This is a genomic window from Enterobacter dykesii (genome assembly GCF_008364625.2).
GTDB classification, from domain to species: domain Bacteria; phylum Pseudomonadota; class Gammaproteobacteria; order Enterobacterales; family Enterobacteriaceae; genus Enterobacter; species Enterobacter dykesii.
In genome coordinates this window covers 3,814,095-3,835,671 of sequence record NZ_CP126604.1, presented here as the reverse complement: position 1 = coordinate 3,835,671, position 21,577 = coordinate 3,814,095, and the positions used below count along the sequence as shown (strand labels likewise).

22 protein-coding genes are annotated in these 21,577 nt (G+C 56.4%); 11 read left to right on the top strand and 11 right to left on the bottom strand.

The window, feature by feature from the left end; genetic code table 11:
- Nucleotides 1-83: 83 nt before the first annotated feature.
- From F0320_RS18220 to qseB, 4 genes are all read right to left on the bottom strand, one after another.
- Complete coding sequence (locus F0320_RS18220) at nucleotides 84-398, bottom strand: putative quinol monooxygenase (protein ID WP_126329344.1); 315 nt, start codon at nucleotides 396-398, stop codon at nucleotides 84-86.
- Nucleotides 399-429: 31 nt separating this feature from the next.
- The gene (locus tag F0320_RS18215) at nucleotides 430-1,011 is read right to left on the bottom strand and encodes an NAD(P)H-dependent oxidoreductase (RefSeq protein WP_126329346.1); all 582 of its coding nucleotides are present in this window, start codon (nucleotides 1,009-1,011) and stop codon (nucleotides 430-432) included.
- 104 nt (nucleotides 1,012-1,115) lie between these two features.
- Nucleotides 1,116-2,453, bottom strand: a complete 1,338-nt coding sequence (qseC, locus tag F0320_RS18210) for a quorum sensing histidine kinase QseC (RefSeq protein WP_126329348.1) — start codon at nucleotides 2,451-2,453, stop codon at nucleotides 1,116-1,118.
- The gene (qseB, locus tag F0320_RS18205; RefSeq protein ID WP_126329350.1) at nucleotides 2,450-3,109 is read right to left on the bottom strand and encodes a quorum sensing response regulator transcription factor QseB; all 660 of its coding nucleotides are present in this window, start codon (nucleotides 3,107-3,109) and stop codon (nucleotides 2,450-2,452) included. Before qseB ends, qseC begins: the two co-directional genes overlap by 4 nt.
- 139 nt (nucleotides 3,110-3,248) lie before the next feature.
- Here qseB and F0320_RS18200 point away from each other — a divergent pair, with 139 nt between their 5' ends.
- The 4 genes from F0320_RS18200 to ftsP all read left to right on the top strand — a co-directional run bounded on the left by F0320_RS18200 (nucleotide 3,249) and on the right by ftsP (nucleotide 8,399).
- Nucleotides 3,249-3,650 carry a YgiW/YdeI family stress tolerance OB fold protein gene (locus tag F0320_RS18200; RefSeq protein WP_126329352.1) on the top strand — a complete coding sequence of 134 codons (402 nt, stop codon included), beginning with the start codon at nucleotides 3,249-3,251 and terminating at the stop codon, nucleotides 3,648-3,650.
- 118 nt (nucleotides 3,651-3,768) lie between these two features.
- Nucleotides 3,769-6,027: a DNA topoisomerase IV subunit A gene (gene parC / locus F0320_RS18195; RefSeq protein WP_047650119.1), complete on the top strand. Its 2,259-nt coding sequence runs from the start codon at nucleotides 3,769-3,771 to the stop codon at nucleotides 6,025-6,027.
- Between the two features lie 163 nt (nucleotides 6,028-6,190).
- Entirely contained in the window at nucleotides 6,191-6,928 is a 738-nt protein-coding gene (gene plsC / locus F0320_RS18190) for a 1-acylglycerol-3-phosphate O-acyltransferase (protein ID WP_029740707.1), read from the top strand.
- Nucleotides 6,929-6,986: 58 nt separating this feature from the next.
- Nucleotides 6,987-8,399 carry a cell division protein FtsP gene (gene ftsP, locus F0320_RS18185; RefSeq protein WP_047650121.1) on the top strand — a complete coding sequence of 471 codons (1,413 nt, stop codon included), beginning with the start codon at nucleotides 6,987-6,989 and terminating at the stop codon, nucleotides 8,397-8,399.
- A gap of 29 nt (nucleotides 8,400-8,428) precedes the next feature.
- On the opposite strand, the gene F0320_RS18180 is transcribed toward ftsP, so the two are convergent.
- The gene (locus F0320_RS18180; protein ID WP_126329354.1) at nucleotides 8,429-9,904 is read right to left on the bottom strand and encodes a TrkH family potassium uptake protein; all 1,476 of its coding nucleotides are present in this window, start codon (nucleotides 9,902-9,904) and stop codon (nucleotides 8,429-8,431) included.
- Between the two features lie 199 nt (nucleotides 9,905-10,103).
- Between F0320_RS18180 and F0320_RS18175 the strand changes: the two genes are divergently transcribed.
- Nucleotides 10,104-12,278, top strand: coding sequence for a YgiQ family radical SAM protein (locus tag F0320_RS18175; RefSeq protein WP_023333410.1), 2,175 nt, complete (start codon nucleotides 10,104-10,106; stop codon nucleotides 12,276-12,278).
- Nucleotides 12,279-12,419: 141 nt separating this feature from the next.
- Nucleotides 12,420-12,794: a carboxypeptidase-like regulatory domain-containing protein gene (locus F0320_RS18170; protein ID WP_233443239.1), complete on the top strand. Its 375-nt coding sequence runs from the start codon at nucleotides 12,420-12,422 to the stop codon at nucleotides 12,792-12,794.
- A gap of 41 nt (nucleotides 12,795-12,835) precedes the next feature.
- Here F0320_RS18170 and dkgA read toward each other — a convergent pair whose 3' ends face one another.
- Together dkgA and yqhD are read right to left on the bottom strand one after the other, a co-directional pair.
- Nucleotides 12,836-13,663: a 2,5-didehydrogluconate reductase DkgA gene (gene dkgA / locus F0320_RS18165; protein WP_126329358.1), complete on the bottom strand. Its 828-nt coding sequence runs from the start codon at nucleotides 13,661-13,663 to the stop codon at nucleotides 12,836-12,838.
- A gap of 105 nt (nucleotides 13,664-13,768) precedes the next feature.
- A complete protein-coding gene (gene yqhD / locus F0320_RS18160; protein WP_121424674.1) occupies nucleotides 13,769-14,932 on the bottom strand; it encodes an alcohol dehydrogenase in 1,164 nt (387 codons plus the stop codon).
- Nucleotides 14,933-15,127: 195 nt separating this feature from the next.
- Between yqhD and F0320_RS18155 the strand changes: the two genes are divergently transcribed.
- On the top strand, nucleotides 15,128-16,027 hold the full coding sequence (locus F0320_RS18155) for an AraC family transcriptional regulator (RefSeq protein ID WP_126329360.1): 900 nt from the start codon (nucleotides 15,128-15,130) through the stop codon (nucleotides 16,025-16,027).
- 46 nt (nucleotides 16,028-16,073) lie between these two features.
- Here F0320_RS18155 and yghB read toward each other — a convergent pair whose 3' ends face one another.
- Nucleotides 16,074-16,733, bottom strand: a complete 660-nt coding sequence (gene yghB, locus F0320_RS18150) for a DedA family general envelope maintenance protein YghB (RefSeq protein ID WP_126329362.1) — start codon at nucleotides 16,731-16,733, stop codon at nucleotides 16,074-16,076.
- A gap of 143 nt (nucleotides 16,734-16,876) precedes the next feature.
- Nucleotides 16,877-18,064 (bottom strand): cystathionine beta-lyase, encoded by a 1,188-nt coding sequence (metC, locus tag F0320_RS18145; RefSeq protein ID WP_126329364.1) that lies wholly within the window; start codon nucleotides 18,062-18,064, stop codon nucleotides 16,877-16,879.
- A gap of 251 nt (nucleotides 18,065-18,315) precedes the next feature.
- Here metC and exbB point away from each other — a divergent pair, with 251 nt between their 5' ends.
- Both exbB and exbD read left to right on the top strand, forming a co-directional pair.
- On the top strand, nucleotides 18,316-19,047 hold the full coding sequence (exbB, locus tag F0320_RS18140; RefSeq protein WP_126329366.1) for a tol-pal system-associated acyl-CoA thioesterase: 732 nt from the start codon (nucleotides 18,316-18,318) through the stop codon (nucleotides 19,045-19,047).
- 4 nt (nucleotides 19,048-19,051) lie between these two features.
- Complete coding sequence (exbD, locus tag F0320_RS18135; RefSeq protein ID WP_023309173.1) at nucleotides 19,052-19,477, top strand: TonB system transport protein ExbD; 426 nt, start codon at nucleotides 19,052-19,054, stop codon at nucleotides 19,475-19,477.
- A 42-nt stretch (nucleotides 19,478-19,519) separates the two neighbouring features.
- Here the strand turns inward: exbD and F0320_RS18130 are convergent, their stop codons facing one another.
- On the bottom strand, nucleotides 19,520-19,969 hold the full coding sequence (locus F0320_RS18130; RefSeq protein WP_126329368.1) for a cytoplasmic protein: 450 nt from the start codon (nucleotides 19,967-19,969) through the stop codon (nucleotides 19,520-19,522).
- Between the two features lies 1 nt (nucleotide 19,970).
- Nucleotides 19,971-20,375, bottom strand: coding sequence for a hypothetical protein (locus tag F0320_RS18125; RefSeq protein ID WP_047650136.1), 405 nt, complete (start codon nucleotides 20,373-20,375; stop codon nucleotides 19,971-19,973).
- Nucleotides 20,376-20,478: 103 nt separating this feature from the next.
- On the opposite strand from F0320_RS18125, the gene F0320_RS18120 reads away from it, so the two are divergent.
- Together F0320_RS18120 and F0320_RS18115 are read left to right on the top strand one after the other, a co-directional pair.
- Nucleotides 20,479-20,982, top strand: a complete 504-nt coding sequence (locus F0320_RS18120) for an ESA_00282 family adhesion-associated protein (protein WP_023309170.1) — start codon at nucleotides 20,479-20,481, stop codon at nucleotides 20,980-20,982.
- Nucleotides 20,983-21,063: 81 nt separating this feature from the next.
- Nucleotides 21,064-21,552 carry a TIGR00645 family protein gene (locus F0320_RS18115; protein ID WP_023309169.1) on the top strand — a complete coding sequence of 163 codons (489 nt, stop codon included), beginning with the start codon at nucleotides 21,064-21,066 and terminating at the stop codon, nucleotides 21,550-21,552.
- The last annotated feature ends 25 nt before the right edge of the window (nucleotides 21,553-21,577 follow it).

Genomic DNA, 21,577 nt, shown 5'->3' with positions numbered 1-21,577 from the left:
AAACAAAGCCCGGTAGCGCTGACGCTCACCGGGCCTGGATCTGTTCGCCCTCTCCTTCGGAAGAGGGCAGGGTGAGGGGAAACTTAAACCCCTTGCTCCAGAATGCGGATGTGGGTTTCCAGCACGTCACCCTTCACCGCGTCGCTCCACGCTTTCATGTGCGGGGTCTGCAGGTGCGCTTCAAGATGCGCGACGGTTTCCCACTGCTCAACCATGATGATTGAGTCTGGCGCGGTCGCGTGGAAACTGGCGTCAGTGGCGGCATCCACCATCGGCGCGTAGCCGTGGCAGCCTTCTTCTTTCAGTACGGTCGGGATAATTTTCGCGAACTGATCCAGCACCGCCTGACGGTGATGTTGACCTGGACGAGTACGGATTTCTGCGATTACGGTAAGCATGTTTACTACTCCTTTAATTCCAGGCTACCAGTTAAGCAAAAATTTCCGCGAGATGCTTGCGATATTCTGCGATATAGCTCGGGACATCAGGCATTTTAATCACGTCGTTGACGATAAAGGTCGGCAGCGGATCCATGCCCAGGAACTGGTTAGCCTTGTGGAACGGCAGGTACGCGCCGTCTACGCCCACGCCTTCAAAGAACTGATCTTTCTCGGTGAAGGCTTCCAGCGGTGCGTTCCAGGTCAGCGAGAGCATATATTTTTTGCCCTGAATCAGGCCGCCCGAGCCGTATTTTTTGGAGGCGTCAGAGCGGGTGCGGCCATCGCTGGCATACAGCGAACCGTGACCTTCGGTGAACACGTCGTCCATGTATTTTTTCACGGTCCACGGCGCGCCCATCCACCAGCCTGGCATCTGCCAGATCACCACGTCAGCCCACAGGAAGTTCTGCACTTCGGCCTTCACGTCATAATTGCTGTCTGCACGCACGACCTTAACATCATGCCCGGCGTCGCGCATGAAACCGTCCGCGACCTCGGTCAGGGTGTCATTCAGCTGGCCTTTAGAGTGCGCAAATTCTTTTGCACCGTTGATAATCAGGATGTTGCTCATTAGTTGTCCTCGATGATGAGAGTATGGCGAGTATTCTACGCGCGAGGACGGTGCGGTAAAATGAGCAAAATGTGCAAAGTCTTTTGCATTAAACGCAATAATCCCTACCAGCTGACCTTCGCTTCAAAACCGCCTTCAGGCGCATTGCTCAGCGAAACGCGCATCCCGTGCAGGGCGGCGACGCGTTTTACAATGGATAACCCCAGCCCGCTGCCCGTGGCATCCTGACCCGGTGGACGATAAAAGCGCTCGCCGATGCGTGCCAGCGCGTCAGATGAAATGCCGGGACCGTTGTCGCGCACGGTAAAGCTACGCGCCTCCAGCGTCACGTCCACCACGCTGCCGCGCGGGCTGTAGCGAATCGCATTATCCAGCAGGTTGCGCACCAGCAGGCTCAGGAGCAGCTGCTGACCGGTGCGTGTAACCTCTGGTGCATGGATGTTCAGGCGAATATCAATGCCCGCCTGCTGCGCCGGATGCCAGATATCCAGCACGGCCGACTGCAGCAAGTCGGCCAGGGGAATCGATTCGACATCGTCAAGGTTATCCAGCGAGTCCAGACGCGACAGCGTGAGGAGCTGATCCACCAGCCGGGAAGCGCGGTCAATGCCCGCATGCAGCTGCATCAGCGCCTTTTCCCGCGCCTGCGGATCGTCATGAGAGAGCTGCGCCACGTCAGTTTGCACCTTCAGTGCCGCCAGCGGGCTGCGCAGCTCGTGGGCGGCATCGGACGTAAAGCGGCGCTCGCGGGTCATCATCTCCTGGGTGCGCGCGAAGAGATTATTCAGCGAATCAAGCAGGGGGCGCACTTCCGTCGGGACACCCTCCGTCGGCAGTTTATCGGTGGCATCCGGCGAGCGGGAGCGCAGGGTCTGCGCCAGCTTTTTCAGCGGCTTCAGCTCCCGACTCAGGAGGACGATCAGCAGCAGCAACATCACGGGCAGCGCCACCAGCCAAGGGGTCAGCTGCGAGCTGACCACGTCCAGCGCCATCTCCTGACGATACTCCCACTCCTGGCCGACCACCACGCGGTACTTCCCGTCGGGTGACGTCAGCCATAAGAAGCGCCATTCATCGTTGTCGTCTTTGAGCCTCCCGTCATCAAACCCGTCGCGGCGATAGTGGTACGGTATATCGCGTCCGTTTTCACCGTCGTTGAGGAGCATTTTGCCGTCGACGGCGTAAATGGCGAAAGCCAGCGCGTCGTCGTCCAGACGACCGTGCTTCACTTTTTTCGGGATCTCGCGCATGCGTTCGGGGGCGCGGATCTCGTCCAGATCCATCGTCAGCAGCCGTTTGGCAAACAGCATCTGCTGGGTATCGAACAGCTTGTCGAGCTTGTGGGTCGTCTGCTGCCAGGCGACCAGGCTGGCGGCAAACCAGGCCGTCAGAGAGAGAAGTAAAAAGAGAATCGTCAGGCGCAGCTTCAGGCTCAGTTTCATGCGTCACCCAGGGTGTAGCCGATGCCGTGCACGGTGCGGATAAACTCGCTCCCAAGCTTGCGGCGCAAATGATGGACGTGAACCTCAATGGCGTTGCTGGAGACGTCATCGTCCCAGGTATAAAGCTTTTCCTCGATCAGCTTTCGCGGCAGCACCCGACCAGCGTTACGCATTAACAGCTCCAGCAGCGCGAACTCTTTCGGCTTGAGCGTCAGCGGCTCACCGTCCAGCGTGGCGACGAGACGGGTCGGATCGAGCGTGACCTTCCCGTGACGCAGCTCGCTACGCGCCTGGCCGTGGCTGCGGCGGACCAGCGCTTCGAGGCGGGCACCCACTTCGATCAGCGCGAACGGCTTACAGAGATAATCATCCGCGCCAAGACGTAGCCCTTCGACGCGCTGGTTAAGCGCGTCCCGCGCCGTCAGAATCAGTACCGGCTCGCTGCGACCGCTTTCGCGCCACGCGCGCAGGATCTCCAGACCGTCAATTTCCGGCAGCGTCAGATCCAGCACTACGGCATCATAGGGCGCAGAGGAGAGCGCGGCCTGGCCGGTTTTACCGTCGGTAAACCAGTCCACGCTAAAGCCCATTTTGCTTAACCCCGCCTTGATACCGTCGCCGATTAACCTGTCGTCTTCTACCAGTAAAATGCGCATGTTCCCTCCTTGATGCCGTCAGTAAACCCTCTGAAAGCGCCTGCTGTACAGCAATAATAAATAAATTTTTCCCTTAAGAAGTTGTTAAGGATTAACCTGTTTAATGGATTACGAAACCACATTAAAGGGAGAGATTAATATGAAAAAATTCGCTGCCGTTGCTGCCATCATGATGATGACCACTGCCCCTGTTTTTGCTGCGCAGGGCGGATTTAGCGGCCCGTCTGCAACCGCGACCCAGACGCAAACCCAGCAGGGCGGTTTTGTCGATAACAACGCCAACCTCACCACCGCGGCAAAAGTGAAGGATCTGAAAGACGATGCCTGGGTAAAGCTGCGCGGGAACATCACCGAGCGCCTGTCCGATGATCGTTACACCTTCCGCGATGAGTCCGGCACGGTAGTGGTTGAGATCGACCACAAGCGCTGGAACGGCGTAACCGTCACCCCGCAGGATAAGGTCGAACTTCAGGGTAAAGTTGATAAAGACTGGAACGAGTTTGAAATCGACGTGAAGCAGGTCATCAAGCTAAACAAATAACCCGAAATGGGCCGCATAAGCGGCCCTTTTTCTTTGTGACTCAACTCGTCAGATAGGGTAGTATCTGCGGCAATATTGCCTGAAACCCTTCGGTTTCTGAGTTGAGGAATCACACGTAATGAGCGATATGGCAGAGCGCCTCGCGCTACATGAATTCACGGAAAACGCCTACCTGAACTACTCCATGTACGTCATCATGGACAGGGCGTTGCCGTTTATCGGGGATGGCCTGAAGCCCGTTCAGCGCCGCATCGTCTATGCGATGTCCGAACTGGGGCTGAACGCCACCGCCAAGTTCAAGAAATCCGCCCGTACCGTCGGTGACGTACTGGGTAAATACCATCCGCACGGCGACAGCGCCTGTTATGAAGCGATGGTGCTGATGGCGCAGCCGTTCTCTTACCGCTATCCACTAGTGGACGGGCAGGGGAACTGGGGTGCGCCGGACGATCCGAAATCCTTCGCGGCGATGCGTTATACCGAATCCCGCCTCTCTAAATATGCCGAAGTGCTGCTGGGCGAGCTGGGTCAGGGAACCGTTGACTGGGTGCCAAACTTCGACGGTACGATGCAGGAGCCGAAGATGCTGCCTGCGCGTCTGCCGAACATTCTGCTGAACGGCACCACCGGTATCGCGGTCGGTATGGCGACGGACATTCCGCCGCACAACCTGCGTGAAGTGGCGAAAGCCGCCATTACCCTGATCGAGCAGCCGAAAGCGACGCTCGACGAGCTGCTGGATATCGTGCAGGGGCCAGATTTCCCGACCGAAGCCGAGATCATCACCTCGCGCGCGGAAATCCGCAAAATCTACCAGAACGGTCGCGGCTCCGTGCGTATGCGCGCGGTGTGGAATAAAGAGGACGGCGCCGTGGTGATCACCGCGCTGCCGCATCAGGTTTCCGGTGCCAAAGTGCTGGAGCAGATCGCCTCCCAGATGCGCAATAAAAAGCTGCCGATGGTGGACGACCTGCGCGACGAATCGGATCACGAGAACCCGACCCGTCTGGTGATCGTGCCGCGCTCCAACCGCGTGGACATGGAGCAGGTGATGAACCACCTGTTCGCCACCACCGATCTGGAAAAAAGCTACCGCATCAACCTGAACATGATTGGCCTCGACGGACGCCCGGCGGTGAAAAACCTGCTGGAGATCCTCACCGAATGGCTGACCTTCCGCCGCGATACGGTCCGTCGTCGTCTGAACCATCGTCTGGAGAAAGTGCTTAAGCGCCTGCATATCCTCGAGGGTTTGCTGGTGGCGTTCCTCAATATCGATGAAGTGATTGAGATCATCCGTACCGAGGACGAGCCGAAGCCGGCGCTGATGTCGCGCTTTGGCATCAGCGAAACCCAGGCCGAAGCGATCCTCGAGCTGAAGCTGCGCCATCTCGCCAAGCTGGAAGAGATGAAGATTCGCGGCGAGCAGAACGAGCTGGAAAAAGAGCGCGATCAGCTGCAGGCGATCCTCGCGTCCGAGCGCAAGATGAACACCCTGCTGAAGAAAGAGCTGCAGGCCGATGCCGATGCCTTCGGCGACGACCGTCGTTCTCCGCTGCACGAGCGCGAAGAGGCGAAGGCGATGAACGAGCACGACATGCAGCCGTCCGAGCCGGTGACCATTGTTCTGTCGCAGAGCGGCTGGGTGCGCAGCGCCAAAGGCCACGATATCGACGCGCCGGGCCTGAGCTACAAAGCGGGCGACAGCTTCAAAGCGGCGGTGAAAGGCAAGAGCAACCAGCCGGTGGCGTTTATCGACTCCACCGGCCGCAGCTACGCCATCGACCCGATTACGCTGCCTTCCGCGCGCGGGCAGGGCGAGCCGCTCACCGGCAAGCTGACGCTGCCGCCGGGGGCGACGGTTGACCATATGCTGATGGAAGCCGATGACCAGAAGCTGCTGCTGGCGTCCGATGCGGGCTACGGTTTTATCTGTACCTTCAACGATCTGGTCTCCCGTAACCGTGCCGGTAAGGCGCTGATTAGCCTGCCGGACAACGCCCACGTGATGGCGCCGCTGGTGATCGAGAACGAAAGCGACATGCTGCTGGCGATCACCACCGCCGGACGTATGCTGATGTTCCCGGTCAGCGATCTGCCGGAGCTGTCGAAAGGCAAGGGCAACAAGATCATCAACATCCCGTCGGCGGAAGCCGCGAAAGGCGAAGATAGCCTGGCGCACCTCTTCCTCCTGCCGCCGCAGAGCACGCTGACCATTCACGTCGGCAAGCGTAAGATCAAGCTTCGTCCGGAAGAGCTGCAGAAAGTGGTGGGTGAGCGCGGTCGCCGCGGCTCGCTGATGCGCGGCCTGCAGCGCATCGACCGCGTGGAGATTGACTCTCCTGCACGCAGCACCGCGGGTGACAGCGAAGAGTAATGTCGTGATATCCCCCTCTGCCCGGAGGGGGAGTTTCAATAAAATTTCCCGTAAAATCGTTGTTAATTCGTGCGTTGCGATTAACAATACGCGCTCGTAATAAAGTCCTTACCTGGCCACAGGTGAAGTATAATTGTCAGCTGTTGGGGCTTCAGAGGTCGCTATGCTATATATTGTTCGTCTTATTCTTACCGTTATCTACTGCATTCTGGTCTGTATTTTCGGCTGCATCTACTGCCTGTTCAGTCCGCGTAATCCGAAGCATGTTGCCACCTTTGGCCATATGTTCGGTCGTCTTGCGCCGCTGTTTGGTCTGAAGGTTGAAAAACGTCTGCCGGAAGGGGCGGAGAATTTCGGTAACGCCATCTATATCGCCAACCATCAGAACAATTACGATATGGTGACCGCCGCAAATATCGTGCTTCCACCGACCGTGACGGTGGGAAAAAAAAGCCTGCTGTGGATCCCGTTTTTTGGCCAGCTTTACTGGCTGACCGGTAACCTGCTGATCGACCGTAACAACCGCGCGAAAGCGCACAGCACTATTGCGGAAGTGGTGAATCATTTTAAAAAGCGCAAAATCTCAATCTGGATGTTCCCGGAAGGAACGCGCAGCCGCGGCCGCGGCCTGCTGCCGTTTAAAACCGGGGCGTTTCATGCCGCAATTGCGGCAGGTGTTCCAATTATTCCTGTGTGCGTTTCCAATACTTCGAATAAGATTAATCTTAACCGCCTGAATAACGGGCTGGTGATTGTCGAAATGCTGCCACCCGTCGATACCAGCAAATACGGTAAAGACCAGGTGCGCGAGCTGGCAGCGCACTGCCGTGAGCTGATGGCTCAGCATATTGCGCAGCTCGACAAAGAAGTCGCAGAGAGAGAAGCCGCCGGTAAGATTTAATCCGGCGTTGAAGGGAAAACGAATTCCCGCGTTGTTAGTCGTTTCAGATGGAGCTTATATGTCACTCAGTCGGCGTCAGTTTATTCAGGCTTCGGGGATCGCCCTTTGTGCGGGTGCGATGCCGCTGACAGCCAGCGCCGCCGGGCAGCAACAGCCGCTGCCCATTCCGCCATTAATTGAATCCCGTCGCGGTCAGCCGCTTTTCCTGACGCTGCAGCGTAGCCACTGGTCCTTTACCCAGGGGACGCGCGCGCCGGTCTGGGGCATTAACGGACGTTACCTTGGGCCGACCATACGCGTGTGGAATGGCGATGACGTAAAGCTCATCTACAGTAACCGTACCCCTGAAAATGTCGCCATGACCATCAGCGGCTTACAGGTGCCTGGCCCGCTGATTGGCGGCGCGGCGCGAATGATGTCACCCAGCGCCGACTGGGCGCCGGTTCTGCCGATTCGCCAGAGCGCGGCTACCCTTTGGTATCACGCCAACACGCCTAACCGCACGGCGCAGCAGGTCTATAACGGCCTGGCCGGAATGTGGCTGGTGGAGGATGAGGTCAGCAAATCCCTGCCGATCCCGAACCACTACGGCGTGGATGATTTCCCGATTATCATCCAGGACAAACGTCTGGATAATTTCGGTACGCCAGAATACAGCGAGCCGGGCAGCGGTGGCTTTGTCGGCGATACGCTGCTGGTCAACGGTGCGCAAAGCCCGTATGTCGAGGTCTCGCGCGGCTGGGTGCGCCTGCGCCTGCTCAACGCGTCTAACTCGCGCCGCTATCAGCTGCAAATGAGCGATGGCCGTCCTCTGCACGTGATCTCCGGCGACCAGGGCTTTTTACCGGCCCCGGTGTCCGTCAAACAGCTGGCGCTCTCGCCGGGTGAACGTCGCGAAATTCTCGTGGACATGACCAACGGGGATGAAGTGTCGCTAACCTGCGGTGAAGCGGCGAGCATTGTTGACCGTATTCGCGGGTTCTTTGAACCGTCGAGCATACTTGTCTCGACCCTGGTGCTGACCCTGCGTCCAACCGGTCTGCTGCCGCTGGTGACCGATAGCCTGCCAATGCGCCTGCTGCCGCAGGAGATCATGAGCGGCTCGCCGGTGCGCAGCCGTGATATCAGCCTGGGCGATGACCCGGGCATCAACGGCGCGCTGTGGGACGTCAACCGCATCGACATTACCGCGCAGCAGGGCACCTGGGAGCGCTGGACGGTCCGTTCAGATATGCCGCAGTCGTTCCATATTGAAGGGGTGGCATTCCTGATCCGCAACGTCAACGGAGCGATGCCGTTCCCGGAAGACCGCGGCTGGAAAGATACCGTCTGGGTGGACGGTCAGGTTGAACTGCTTGTCTACTATGGTCAGCCTTCGTGGCCGCACTTCCCGTTCCTGTTCCACAGCCAGACTCTGGAGATGATGGACAGGGGGTCCGTAGGGCAGATGCTGATCAACCCCGCACCTTAACCCAACATTCCCGGTTCGCCGGGAATGGTTTATGCCCGCCAGAAAAAGCGCGAGAACAGAATCAGCACCGGGTAAATTTCCAGACGCCCTAAGATCATCGCCGCGCACATCAGCAGTTTTGACCCCTCTGTTAACGTGCCGAACGTCGACGCCGTCTCGCCAAACCCCAGCCCCATGTTGTTGATACAGGCGGCAACCGTTGCGAATGACGTAAACAGGTCGTAGCCCATCAGATTAAGCGCCCAGACAAAAAAGCCCGTGATCATCACGTAGAGAAAGAAGAAGCTCCACACCGAGCGCAGGACGCGTTCATTCACCACGCTTTTGCCCACCTTAATGCTCAGCAGCGCTCGCGGATGCGCCAGCTGGTTCATCTCCTGAATACTCTGCTTGAACATAATGAGAAAACGCAGGGCTTTGATCCCGCCGCAGGTCGAGCCTACGCAGCCGCCAAAAAAGCTGGCGCTCAACAGCAGGAAGATGGTGTGTGCGGGCCATTGGGCATAATCGGCTGTCGAAAGGCCGTTATCGGTCATCATTGAACTGGCAAGGAAGAAGGCGTGCACCAGGCTATCCGTAGCGTTGTACATCCCGGCATGCCAGACCTGCCAGGCGGTGATGACAATAATCACCGCGGCGGCGCTCAGAAAGAATCTCACCTCAGGGCTGCGGCGAATCGGCTTCAGGGTGCGTCGGACAATGGCGACGTACCAGAGGGTGAAGTTGAACGCGGAGAGCAGTGAAAACGCCCCGGCGACCAGCTCAATCGCATGGCTGTCATAAAACCCAATGCTCTCGCTGCGGGTGGAGAACCCGCCCAACGACACGGTCGACAGCCCGTGACAGAGGGCATCAAAAAAGGACATCCCCGCCAGCCAGTAGGCCAGAGTGCAGGCCACGCCCAGCGCGAAGTAGGTCACCCACAGCGTGCGCGCGGTATCGGCAAGGCGGGGCGTCAGGCGCTCCTCCTTGAACGGCCCCGGCATCTCTGACTGATAGAGCTTCATGCCGCCAATGCCCAGCAGGGGCAGGACCGCGACGGCCAGCACGATGACGCCTAACCCGCCAATGAAATTCAGCTGAGCGCGGTAATAAAGGTACGACTTAGGCAGGGCGCTGACGTCCCCGATCACCGTTGCCCCGGTGGTGGTGATCCCGGAAACCCCTTCAAAGAGCGCGTCGGCAAAGGAGAGCTGCAGCCCGTCGTCCATCCAGAGCGGCATGGCGCTAATGAATGAAAACAGCAGCCAGAACAGCACGATAATGACAAACCCATCGCGGGTGCGCAGCTGTATGCCCGCGTGACGGGTTGCGCGCCAGGTTAGCCCTCCGAGAGTAAAAAAGGTTAAAAAGGTGGTCAGAAAGGCAAAGTAGGTCCGCTCTTTATTCAGCAGGGCGATAACCATCGGCGGCAGCATAGAAAGGCTGTACAGCAGAACCAGAAAACCGCAGAGATGAAGGACAACCCGCAGCTGGGATACATGTAACGAATCGTTGGGCTTCACGACAGAGCTCCGCGCAATAACACGTTCCGGGGCAAATCACCGGAAAATATAGTGAATATTATGATTCAAAATTATCAGGGCGCCGTATTTTAACGACTTCCACGAATATCTGCCTGCTTCCGGCATCCTTTTCTTCAAATCTGGCGGATGAACAGCGTATAATCCCGCTCCTTTTGTCTATTTTTTCTTCGGAAGCATTATGAGCGCAATTTCCCTGATCCAGCCGGATCGTGACCTCTTCTCCTGGCCCCAGTACTGGGCGGCCTGCTTTGGACCGGCGCCATTCCTGCCGATGTCCCGGGAAGAGATGGACCAACTGGGCTGGGACAGCTGCGACATCATTCTGGTCACGGGCGATGCCTACGTTGACCATCCGAGCTTCGGTATGGCCATCTGTGGCCGTATGCTTGAGGCGCAGGGCTTCCGCGTGGGGATCATCTCCCAGCCTGACTGGAACAGCAAAGACGACTTTATGCGTCTGGGTAAACCGAACCTGTTCTTCGGCGTCACCGCAGGCAACATGGACTCGATGATCAACCGCTATACCGCCGACCGCAAGCTGCGTCATGACGACGCCTACACGCCGGATAACGTGGCGGGTAAACGCCCCGACCGCGCGACCCTGGTCTATACCCAGCGCTGTAAAGAAGCCTGGAAAGACGTACCGGTGATCCTGGGCGGCATCGAGGCGAGCCTGCGCCGCACCGCCCACTACGACTACTGGTCAGATACCGTACGCCGCTCGGTGCTGGTGGATTCCAAAGCCGACATGCTGATTTACGGTAACGGCGAGCGTCCGCTGGTGGAAGTGGCGCACCGTCTGTCGCAGGGTGAACCGGTGAGCAGCATCCGCGACGTGCGCAATACCGCCATCATGGTGAAAGAGGCGCTGCCGGGCTGGAGCGGTGTGGATTCCCGCATCATTGATATGCCGGGCAAAATCGACCCGATCCCGCACCCGTACGGCGAAGATCTGCCGTGTGCCGATAACAAGCCGGTTGAGCCGAAAAAAGCGGAAGCGAAGGCTATCGTTGTGCAGCCGCCGCGCCCGAAACCGTGGGAAAAGACCTACGTGCTGCTGCCGTCCTACGAGAAGGTGAAAGCCGACAAGGTGCTCTACGCGCACGCGTCCCGTATTCTGCACCATGAAACCAACCCGGGCTGCGCCCGCGCGCTGATGCAGAAGCACGGCGAGCGCTTTATCTGGATCAACCCGCCGGCAATCCCGCTCTCCACCGAAGAGATGGACAGCGTCTTTGCGCTGCCGTACAAGCGCGTGCCACACCCGGCGTACGGTAACGCCCGTATCCCGGCGTATGAGATGATCCGCTTCTCGATCAACATCATGCGCGGCTGCTTCGGCGGCTGTTCCTTCTGCTCCATTACCGAGCACGAAGGGCGCATTATCCAGAGCCGCTCTGAAGATTCGATCATCAATGAGATCGAAGCGATTCGCGACTCGGTGCCGGGCTTTACCGGCGTGATTTCCGACCTTGGCGGCCCAACCGCGAACATGTACATGCTGCGCTGCAAATCGCCGCGTGCGGAGCAAACCTGTCGTCGTCTCTCCTGTGTCTATCCGAGCATTTGCGAGCATATGGACACCAACCATGAGCCGACGATCAACCTCTACCGCCGCGCGCGCGACCTGAAGGGCATCAAGAAAATCCTGATCGCGTCCGGGGTACGTTACGACATCGCCGTGGAAGATCCGCGCTACATCAAAGAGCTGGCGACGCACCACGTCGGCGGCTATCTGAAGATTGCGCCGGAGCACACCGAGGAAGGCCCGCTGTCGAAGATGATGAAGCCGGGCATGGGCAGCTACGATCGCTTTAAGGAGCTGTTCGATACCTATTCGAAGCAGGCGGGTAAAGAGCAGTATCTGATCCCATACTTCATCTCCGCCCACCCGGGCACACGTGATGAGGACATGGTGAACCTGGCGCTGTGGCTGAAGCAGCGTCGCTTCCGTCTGGATCAGGTGCAGAACTTCTATCCGTCACCGCTCGCCAACTCGACGACCATGTATTACACCGGCAAGAACCCGCTGAGTAAGATTGGCTACAAGAGTGAAGAGGTGGTGGTGCCGAAAGGGGATAAACAGCGTCGTCTGCATAAAGCGCTGCTGCGCTACCACGATCCGAAAAACTGGCCGCTGATCCGTCAGGCGCTGGAAGAGATGGGTAAAAAACACCTGATCGGCTCGCGCCGCGACTGTCTGGTTCCGGCTCCGACGCTGGATGAGATGCGCGAAGCGCGTCGCCAGAACCGCAATACGCGCCCGGCGCTGACCAAGCACACGCCGATTGTGCATCAGCGTTCGAACGGTGGAGCAGGAACGAAGAAGAACGTAAAACGCAAGATCGGTTAAACCTGTGACAATGCCCGGTGGCGCTGCGCTTACCGGGCCTACAGGTCGGCGCGTAGGCCGGGTAAGGCGAAGCCGCCACCCGGCTTTTTTCTGCATAAGGGTAGGAGGCCCAGAATGAAATTAAGGAAGTTAACAGGAGTCATGCTGATTGGCCTGACGCTATGCGGTTGTGTAATGCACCGCCAGACGCAGCCAGAAGTGGAAGGACGTCTAGTCGACAGCGCAGGTAAGCCTGTCCCGGACGCAAAAATAATATTAGAGAGGGAGCAGACGCTTTCTGACGACAACGGTCGTTTTGCTTTTAAGAGCCAGCATGAGTGGATCTTTTTTCTGCCAATAGGTCCGATGGACTGGATTTATCACACCCCGCTCCAGATAAGCGTCAACGGAAAGGAATATGAAGCAGATGCAGGCGGCGGTCTCGGTGGGCCACACAAGCTTGAAGGGAAAGCGTATAACGTTATTTGCATATTGCCTGACCTTCCCGGAGAAGCGAGATGTCAGTCCGGTTTATAAATTAAAACGAGCCCGGCGGAAGACCGGGCTCGTTTTCGGTATTACCCGCCAAACTGATCCGGATCCGGGCCTAAACGTTTACCCTTATCCAGCTTCGCAATCTCACCCAGCTCTTCTTTGTCCAGCCGGAAGTCCCAGACGTCGAAGTTTTCGGCGATGCGAGACGGCGTGACCGATTTCGGAATGACCACCAGGCCGTTGTCGAGATGCCAGCGAATGACGATTTGCGCCGGGGTTTTACCGTATTTATCCGCCAGCTCACGGATAATCTTTTGATCAAACACCCCTTCGCCGCCTTGCGCCAGCGGGCTCCAGGACTCGGTCTGGATTTTATGCGTAGCGTTCCAGGCGTGTAACTGGCGCTGCTGCATCAGCGGGTGCAGCTCGATCTGGTTAATCACCGGCGTAACGCCCGTCTCGTCAATCAGTCGCTGCAGGTGATGAACCTGGAAGTTACAGACGCCGATGCTTTTCACCAGCCCCTCTTTCTGCAGTTCAATCATCCCTTTCCAGGCATCAACGTAGTGATCGATAGCCGGAACCGGCCAGTGCATCAGCCAGAGATCGACGAAATCGAGCTGGAGTTTCCCCAGGCTCTCCTCCAGCGCTTCGCGGGGGCGTTTTTGATCGTCGTTCCACAGTTTCGTGGTGATGAATAACTCATCGCGGGGGACGCCAGCGCTGGCAAGTGCCTTACCCACGCCGTCCTCGTTCTTGTATGCGGCAGCGGTATCAATAGACCGATAGCCGACTTCCAGGGCTTTATGAATGGCGGAGACGACCTCGTCGTTACCGGCTTTCCATACACCTAGCCCCAGCTGGGGCATCACGTTGCCGTCCTGCAGCTTGATTACGGTTTGGTTTGCCATTTTTCCTCCTTCAGGTGCGCATCGCCGGAGGGAGACTCCGGCGATGGGGTGTGCATTAAGTCTGGACGAAATGTCAAAAAACGAAAGTCGGGAGGGCAAAAACGCTTAGCGTGCCGCTTCGTAGATGCGACGGCTGACGTCCAGCGTAATGTCGCCGTGCTCGCCCAGGTGGGTCATGCCGTGTTCTTCGAGTTTCGCCAGTAGGGCAGGGATGGAGCTGCCGTCCAGACCGTAGCCAGAGAGACGCGTTGGCACGCCCAGACCTTCAAAGAAACTGCGGGTCGCTTCGATGGCGGCATCGATACGCGCATCGTCAGAACCCTCGGTGATGTTCCACACGCGTTCTGCGTACTGCAGCAGTTTGGCACGCTTGGTATCCCGCTTTTCGTTCCACAGCGCAGGCAGCACAACGGCCAGAGTTTGCGCGTGGTCCAAACCGTGCATCGCCGTCAGCTCGTGGCCCAGCATATGGGTTGCCCAGTCCTGCGGCACGCCAGCACCGATCAGGCCGTTAAGCGCCTGCGTTGCCGCCCACATGACGTTGGCACGCACGTCGTAGTTTTCCGGCTCTTTCAGCGCTTTCGGGCCATCTTCGACGAGCGTCAGCAGAATGCCTTCCGCGAAGCGATCCTGAATTTTGGCATCTACCGGATACGTTACGTACTGCTCAACGGTATGAACAAAGGCATCGACTACGCCGTTCGCTACCTGACGCGCAGGCAGGGTGTAGGTGTAAACCGGATCCAGGATGGCGAATACAGGCTGAACGTGTTCGTTCATGAAGGCCTGCTTGTCGCCGGTCGTTTTACGGGAGATCACCGCGCCCTTGTTGGATTCAGAGCCGGTGGCCGGCAGGGTCAGTACGGAGCCCATCGGGATGGCGCTTTTGATGTCGCTGCCGCGGGTTTCAAGGATGTGCCACGGATCGATGCCGTCAGCGTAGTGCGCTGCCGCCGCGATGAATTTGGTGCCGTCCAGCACGGAGCCGCCGCCGACGGCCAGCAGGAAGGTAATGTTTTCTTCGCGGGCGATTTTCACCGCGTTCATCAGCGTTTCGTAAGACGGGTTTGGCTCGATGCCGCCGAACTCACGCACGTCCAGACCGTCCAGGGCGCTGTAAACCTGATCCAGCACGCCGGTTTTTTTCACGCTGCCGCCACCGTAGGTAATCAGTACGCGGGCGTCAGCAGGGATCTGGGCGCGCAGATCGGCGATAGCGTCTTTACCAAACAGAATGCGGGTTGGGGTGTGAAGATTAAAGTTGTTCATTGCTCGTTCCCTTTAGTGGGTGGAAAACCGTGGTGGCGCTGAGGGCGACCTGATGCTGCACATTGTGGCTGTCCAGGGCTACGCCCTCAATGCACATTCCTGCCGATGTCTTGCCCATTTCTACAGAGCGCTGGAGAAAGCGCGGAAAACGACGCACACTGTCAACGTCGAAAAACGTACCCGGAGTAACGCAAGATGAACCGTGAGGCTATCTGCCAGCAGCTCACTGTGCAGATTAAAAGACTGATAGATAAAGAAAATGGTGTCAGCGATCTGCTTCCTGACATTCGCCTGCTTTATGGCACGCAGCTCGGGACGCGCACGCCGGTCATGTACCAGCCGGGCATCGTTTTTCTCTTCTCGGGCCATAAAATTGGCTATATCAACGAACGCGTGTTCCGCTACGACACCAATGAATATCTGCTCCTGACGGTACCTTTACCCTTCGAATGTGAAACCTTCGCGACAGAGGCCGTTCCGCTGGCCGGTATTCGCGTCAACGTCGATATTCTTCAGCTGCAGGAGCTGCTGATGGAGATAGGCGAAGATGAGTTCTTCCAGCCTTCGATGGCGTCGAGCGGGATTAACTCGGCGACGCTTTCGGAAGAGATCCTCTGCGCCATTGAACGTCTGCTGGACGTGATGGAAAGGCCGCTGGACGCGCGCATTCTGGGCAAGCAGATTGTCCGCGAAATTCTCTACCATGTGCTGCTGGGCCCGGGCGGCGGGGCGTTACTGGCTCTGGTGAGCCGACAGACCCACTTCAGCCTGATAAGCCGCGTGCTCAAGCGTATTGAAAGCCAGTACACGGAAAACCTCAGCGTCGACCAGCTGGCGGCGGAAGCGAACATGAGCGTTTCGGCGTTTCACCATAACTTCAAGTCGGTGACCAGCACCTCCCCGCTGCAGTACCTTAAAACCTACCGGCTGCATAAGGCGCGGATGCTGATGATCCACGACGGCATGAAGGCCAGCGCGGCGGCGATGCGGGTGGGTTACGAAAGTGCGTCGCAGTTCAGTCGGGAGTTTAAGCGCTATTTCGGCGTCACGCCGGGAGAGGATGCATCACGCATCCGAACCATGCAGGGAGTCTGACGGGAAACACAGGCCGGGTAAGCGCAGCGCTACCCGGCAATTGACATCACGCGCTGCAGTACTTCTTCTTAATTACCACCGCGATGGTTCCCACCAGCCCTGCCACCAGCAGGAACATCGGCAGCACCATCAGGAAGGTCATCACCTGATCTTCGTGGTGTTTCACAAAGGGGATCATATTTAGCGCATAGCCGAGCGTCGTGACCACGCCCACCCACAGAAGGGCGCTCAGCCAGTTGAAAAACTGGAAGCGGCGGTTTGACAGACCGGAAATGCCCGCCATCGTAGGCAGAAGCGTGCGAACAAACGCCAGGAAACGCCCCGCCAGCAATGCCAGCAGGCCGTGGCGATCGAACATACAGGTCGCACGCTGATGATATTTATGCGGTAACTGCGCCAGCCAGCCCTTCACGACGCGAGTATTCCCAAGCCAGCGGCCCTGCAGATAGCTCAGCCAGCAGCCCAGGCTGGCTGCGGAGGTAAGAATAACCATCGTTGGCGTGAAGTCCATGACGCCTTTCCCGATTAACGCCCCGGCAAGTAAAAGCAGGCTGTCACCGGGTAAAAACGAGGCTGGCAGTAATCCATTTTCCAGAAACAGTGTTGCGAACATCACGAGGTAAACGATACCGACGATGTGAGGATCCGCCAGCGCGGCAAAATCGTGTTGCCAGAGCGCCGCGATAATATCTTGAATAACAGCCATGGACTTTCCTGTGGAACAGCAGATATAGCGCTATTGTACTCCCTTATTCGCCCGTCGGGTTTGATCCCGGGCGCAACTCATGCAGACTTTTCTCATTGCCGTGTCCACAAAAGCGTCCAGAGAGTACATTTTCAGCCAGCACTCTACACGATACGCTCGAACCCTGCTGCTAAATCGGCAATCAGATCGTCAACATTTTCTAAACCGATATGCAGTCGAATCAGGGTGCCGCTGAAGTCTACTTCACCGCCGGGGCGCAGAGCCGCAACCTGTTCCGGCTGATTAGGCAGGATCAGGGATTCAAAACCGCCCCACGAGTAGGCCATGCTGAAGAGAGTAAAATTATCCAGATAGCTCGCCAGCTCGTCGTTATTCAGCCGTTTTTTCAGCACGAATGAGAACAACCCGCTGCTGCCCGTAAAGTCACGTTGCCAGAATTCGTGGCCTTTACTTCCCGGTAACGCGGGATGATTTACGCGCTCAACCTGCGGATGCTGCGCCAGCCATTCGGCTACCTTCAGGCTGCTTTCATGGTGCTGACGCAGGCGAACGCCCAGCGTGCGGAGTCCGCGGCTGGTCATGTAGGCCGTGTCTGCGTCCACCATCTGGCCCATCAGGTAGGCATTTTCACGCAGCTGATCCCAGCAGCGCGCGTTGGAGACCGCCGTGCCAATCATGCCGTCAGAGTGGCCTATCAGGTATTTCGTCGCCGCCTGAATCGAGATATCAATGTCGAATTCCAGGGCTTTAAACAGCACGCCTGCCGCCCAGGTGTTGTCGATCATCACGATCGCCTCTGGCGCTTTGCTGCGTACGGCCTTCACGATGGCCGGCACGTCGTGAACTTCCATGGTGAGCGATCCCGGCGATTCCAGGAACACAATGCGCGTGTTTGGCTGAATAAGTTCGGCAATGCCTTCACCAATCAGCGGGTCGAACCAGCCGGTCGTTACGCCGAGCTTGCTGAGGATTTTGGTGCAGAAGTCCTGGCTGGGTTCATAGGCGGTGTTGGTCATCAGGATATGGTCGCCCTGTTCCACAAACGCCAGAATGGTGTTGGCGACCGCCGCCGCCCCGCACGGGAACAGCGCGCAGCCCGCGCCGCCTTCCAGCTCGCACATCGCCTCCTGCAGCGAAAAATGGGTTAGCGTGCCGCGACGGCCATAAAACAGCCCGCCTTTCGCGCGGTTGCGCGTGGCGATTTTTTTATCCTCAACGGTATCAAACACCAGCGAGGAGGCTCGTTGAATCACGCTGTTGACCGATCCCTGCGTATATTTTTTGCTGCGTCCTGCCTGTACCAGCGTGGTATCAAGATGCTTCTTTGTCATGTTCGCTAACCCTGTTTTTATACGTCTGGACGTCCAGACTACCACGATTGGAAAAAACTGCACCCCGAGGCTTATCGAATAAGCAGAAAATATTAGCAAAAATTCGCATAAGAAATTTTTACTGCGTAAGCGCAAGGAAAGTGAGCGAAAATTACGGCACTATGCAAATACTAATGAGAACTACTATCAATTCGACGACGTTTTGATATTATTACGTTCAGATTTTGTGATTTGCGTCCTGGAGATACAGAGTGGGTAATAATTTGATGCAGACGGATCTCTCCGTTTGGGGCATGTATCAGCATGCTGACATCGTGGTTAAGATTGTGATGATCGGCCTGATTCTGGCGTCCGTTGTCACCTGGGCTATCTTCTTCAGCAAAAGCGCCGAGCTGCTTTCGCAGAAGCGTCGCCTTAAGCGGGAACAGCAGCAGCTTGCAGAAGCCCGCTCTCTGGATCAGGCTTCAGATATGACCTCATCCTTCCACGCGAAAAGCCTGACCACCCTGTTAGTGAATGAAGCACAGAACGAGCTGGAACTCTCCGCTGGCAGTGAAGATAACGAAGGCATCAAAGAACGTACCGGTTTCCGCCTGGAGCGTCGCGTGGCGGCCGTTGGCCGACACATGGGACGCGGCAATGGTTATCTGGCGACCATCGGCGCGATCTCACCGTTCATCGGTCTTTTCGGTACGGTCTGGGGCATCATGAACAGCTTTATCGGCATCGCGCAGACCCAAACCACCAACCTGGCGGTCGTTGCGCCGGGTATCGCAGAAGCGCTGCTGGCGACGGCCATCGGTCTGGTTGCCGCTATCCCGGCGGTGGTCATCTACAACATTTTCGCGCGTATGATTGGCAGCTACAAAGCCACGCTGGGTGACGTTGCCGCACAGGTTCTGCTGCTGCAAAGTCGCGATCTGGATCTGAATTCCAGCTCGGTTAAGCCGGTGCACGCGGCGTCTAAACTGCGCGCAGGTTAAGAGTATGGCGATGCGTCTAAACGAAAATCTGGACGATAACGGTGAAATGCATGAAATCAACGTGACGCCGTTTATCGACGTCATGCTGGTTCTGCTGATTATCTTCATGGTGGCTGCACCGCTGGCGACGGTGGATGTGAAGGTGAATCTGCCGGCATCTTCCAGCCAGCCCCAGCCGCGCCCGGAGAAGCCTATTTACCTGTCGGTGAAGGCGGATAAATCCATGTTCCTCGGGAACGACCCGGTGACGGCCGACTCTGTCATCCCGGCGCTGGAGCAGCTTACGGGCGGTAAGAAAGACACCACGGTCTTCTTCCGTGCGGATAAAACCGTTGATTATGAAACCATGATGAAGGTAATGGACACGCTGCATCAGGCGGGTTACCTGAAGATTGGACTGGTCGGCGAAGAGAAAGCGGCCTCGAAGTGATAAAGAAGCTGGCGAAAGCCGGCTTTTTTTATGCCTGCCGGTTTATGCGTTTTTGCTATCCGTCGGTGCAGTAGAAGAGGGGGCCAGCGCGTCCTCATCAAGCGCTACGCAGGTGACGTTTGAGGTACGGTACTCACCGTCGGACAGCTTGCGCGTCAGGCGCAGGGTGGCGATTTCTCTGGCAAGCAGATATTGATAATTGGCCTCAAGACGTCCCAGAAGCTTCTCTTTCAGTTCTGGCCGCTGCTCTATGATGGCGTTCATCACGGCACCGTAAATTTCTTCTTTGACCTGTAGCGGATAAATTTCACGGCGATTCTGCCATTTCAGACGAACCAGCGTCGCCGGGATCGATACCAGGTCTTGTGTAATTCGCGTCATCTCGTCATTTTTTGTGTTTCTCAGCGCGTCGAGATTTTGCTTTAAGATAAATTCATCACTTTTTTTATCATCTAAAGTCAAATAAACGTCGTTGTTTTTAACTTCTTTCACGTTAATCTTCCCCCAGGCTGTAAAAAATTGGGTTGTTCTTTTCACGCGTAATTAAATTAAGCCAAATTTTATTGCCCGCTTCATTAATTTCTTCGGTTTTCTCGGCCATTATTTGACTGAGTTTTTGGGCATCTATTTCACCCTCAGCCTGCAGGTCATTCAGCAGGTGGACAAAGGCTTCAATTTTTATGGCGCGAAATAAGCGGTCTTTTATATGGCGATCGTGCTCTTCCAGCAACATATTTCGGGATTTGCCAGTTCGGGAAACACCAATTAATATATCGGGCTCGAAATCAGAGAGCTTTCTTTTCCCCTGAGTGAAACTGGCCTCTTTTTCTGCTTCCGTCGGTTGCTGTTCCACAGGCGTAATGTGGTACTTAGCCGGGACGAGATAGTCGGGCAGCATTTTTAATTTCCTTTAATTTCAACAGGGTGGGGTTGGTAAAGGCGTGAGATTCGTTGACAATATCATGAGGCAAATTTAAAATCAAAAAAAATGGAGCCTACCCATGAACAGCATCTTTTTTACGGTCATCACATTACTATTACTGACCGCTGGTGTGCTTTTATTGATGCAGGAGTTCAATAAAACGAAAGTGTCGAAAGACACCAGTGAACCCCCGCAACCTGAACTGATGACAAAAGAGGAAGGGGAAGACCATTTCTCTGTATTGATGAACTCCGTTACGCCTGTCTGGTACTGGCGGGTGAACCACGAATATATCGACTTTTTACACGCGACAATTAAGCGCATGAAAATGTCGGAAATTAATGATACGCCCGGACTGTTTGAGGCGCAGCGTCGCTGTAGCGATCTGAATTCAGCAGTCTATAAATATTATGACAATATCAAAAAGCGCTGCCTTAACGGCGAAAAGGTCTCTTATTCCGATCTGGACGTATTAAATTTGCGGCAGTGTTTTCGCGAGTTCAGTCTTGAAGCCTATCCTGAACTGGTGGCGCTTGTCTGGCCGGAGTACGCACGTCCCGAGGTTAACCCGGACAACGTCTGAATGACGTACCGTTGAGTTATTGCAAACAGCCAGCGCCGTTGAGATATACTGGGCGCTGGTTTCTTTTGCAAACAGGACTCTATGGAACGCTTTTTTGAAAATGCCATGTATGCCTCTCGCTGGATACTGGCCCCCGTCTATTTTGGCCTCTCGCTGGCACTTATCGCGCTGACGATTAAGTTCTTTCAGGAAATCTGGCATGTTCTGCCGAACATTTTTTCTATTGCCGAAGCGGATTTGATTCTGGTTCTGCTGTCGCTGGTGGACATGACCCTGGTGGGCGGGCTGCTGGTGATGGTGATGTTCTCCGGCTACGAGAATTTTGTCTCCCAACTCGATATCGACGAGCGTAAAGAGAAGCTCAGCTGGCTGGGGAAAATGGATGCTTCATCGCTGAAGAATAAAGTCGCCGCGTCGATTGTGGCGATCTCCTCTATTCACCTGTTACGCGTGTTTATGGACGCGAAGAACGTGCCGGATAACAAACTGATGTGGTACGTCATCATCCACCTGACGTTTGTGCTGTCTGCGTTTGTGATGGGGTATCTGGATAAGATCAGTAAGAAGTAATTCCCCTCACTTAAGCTCCCTCTCC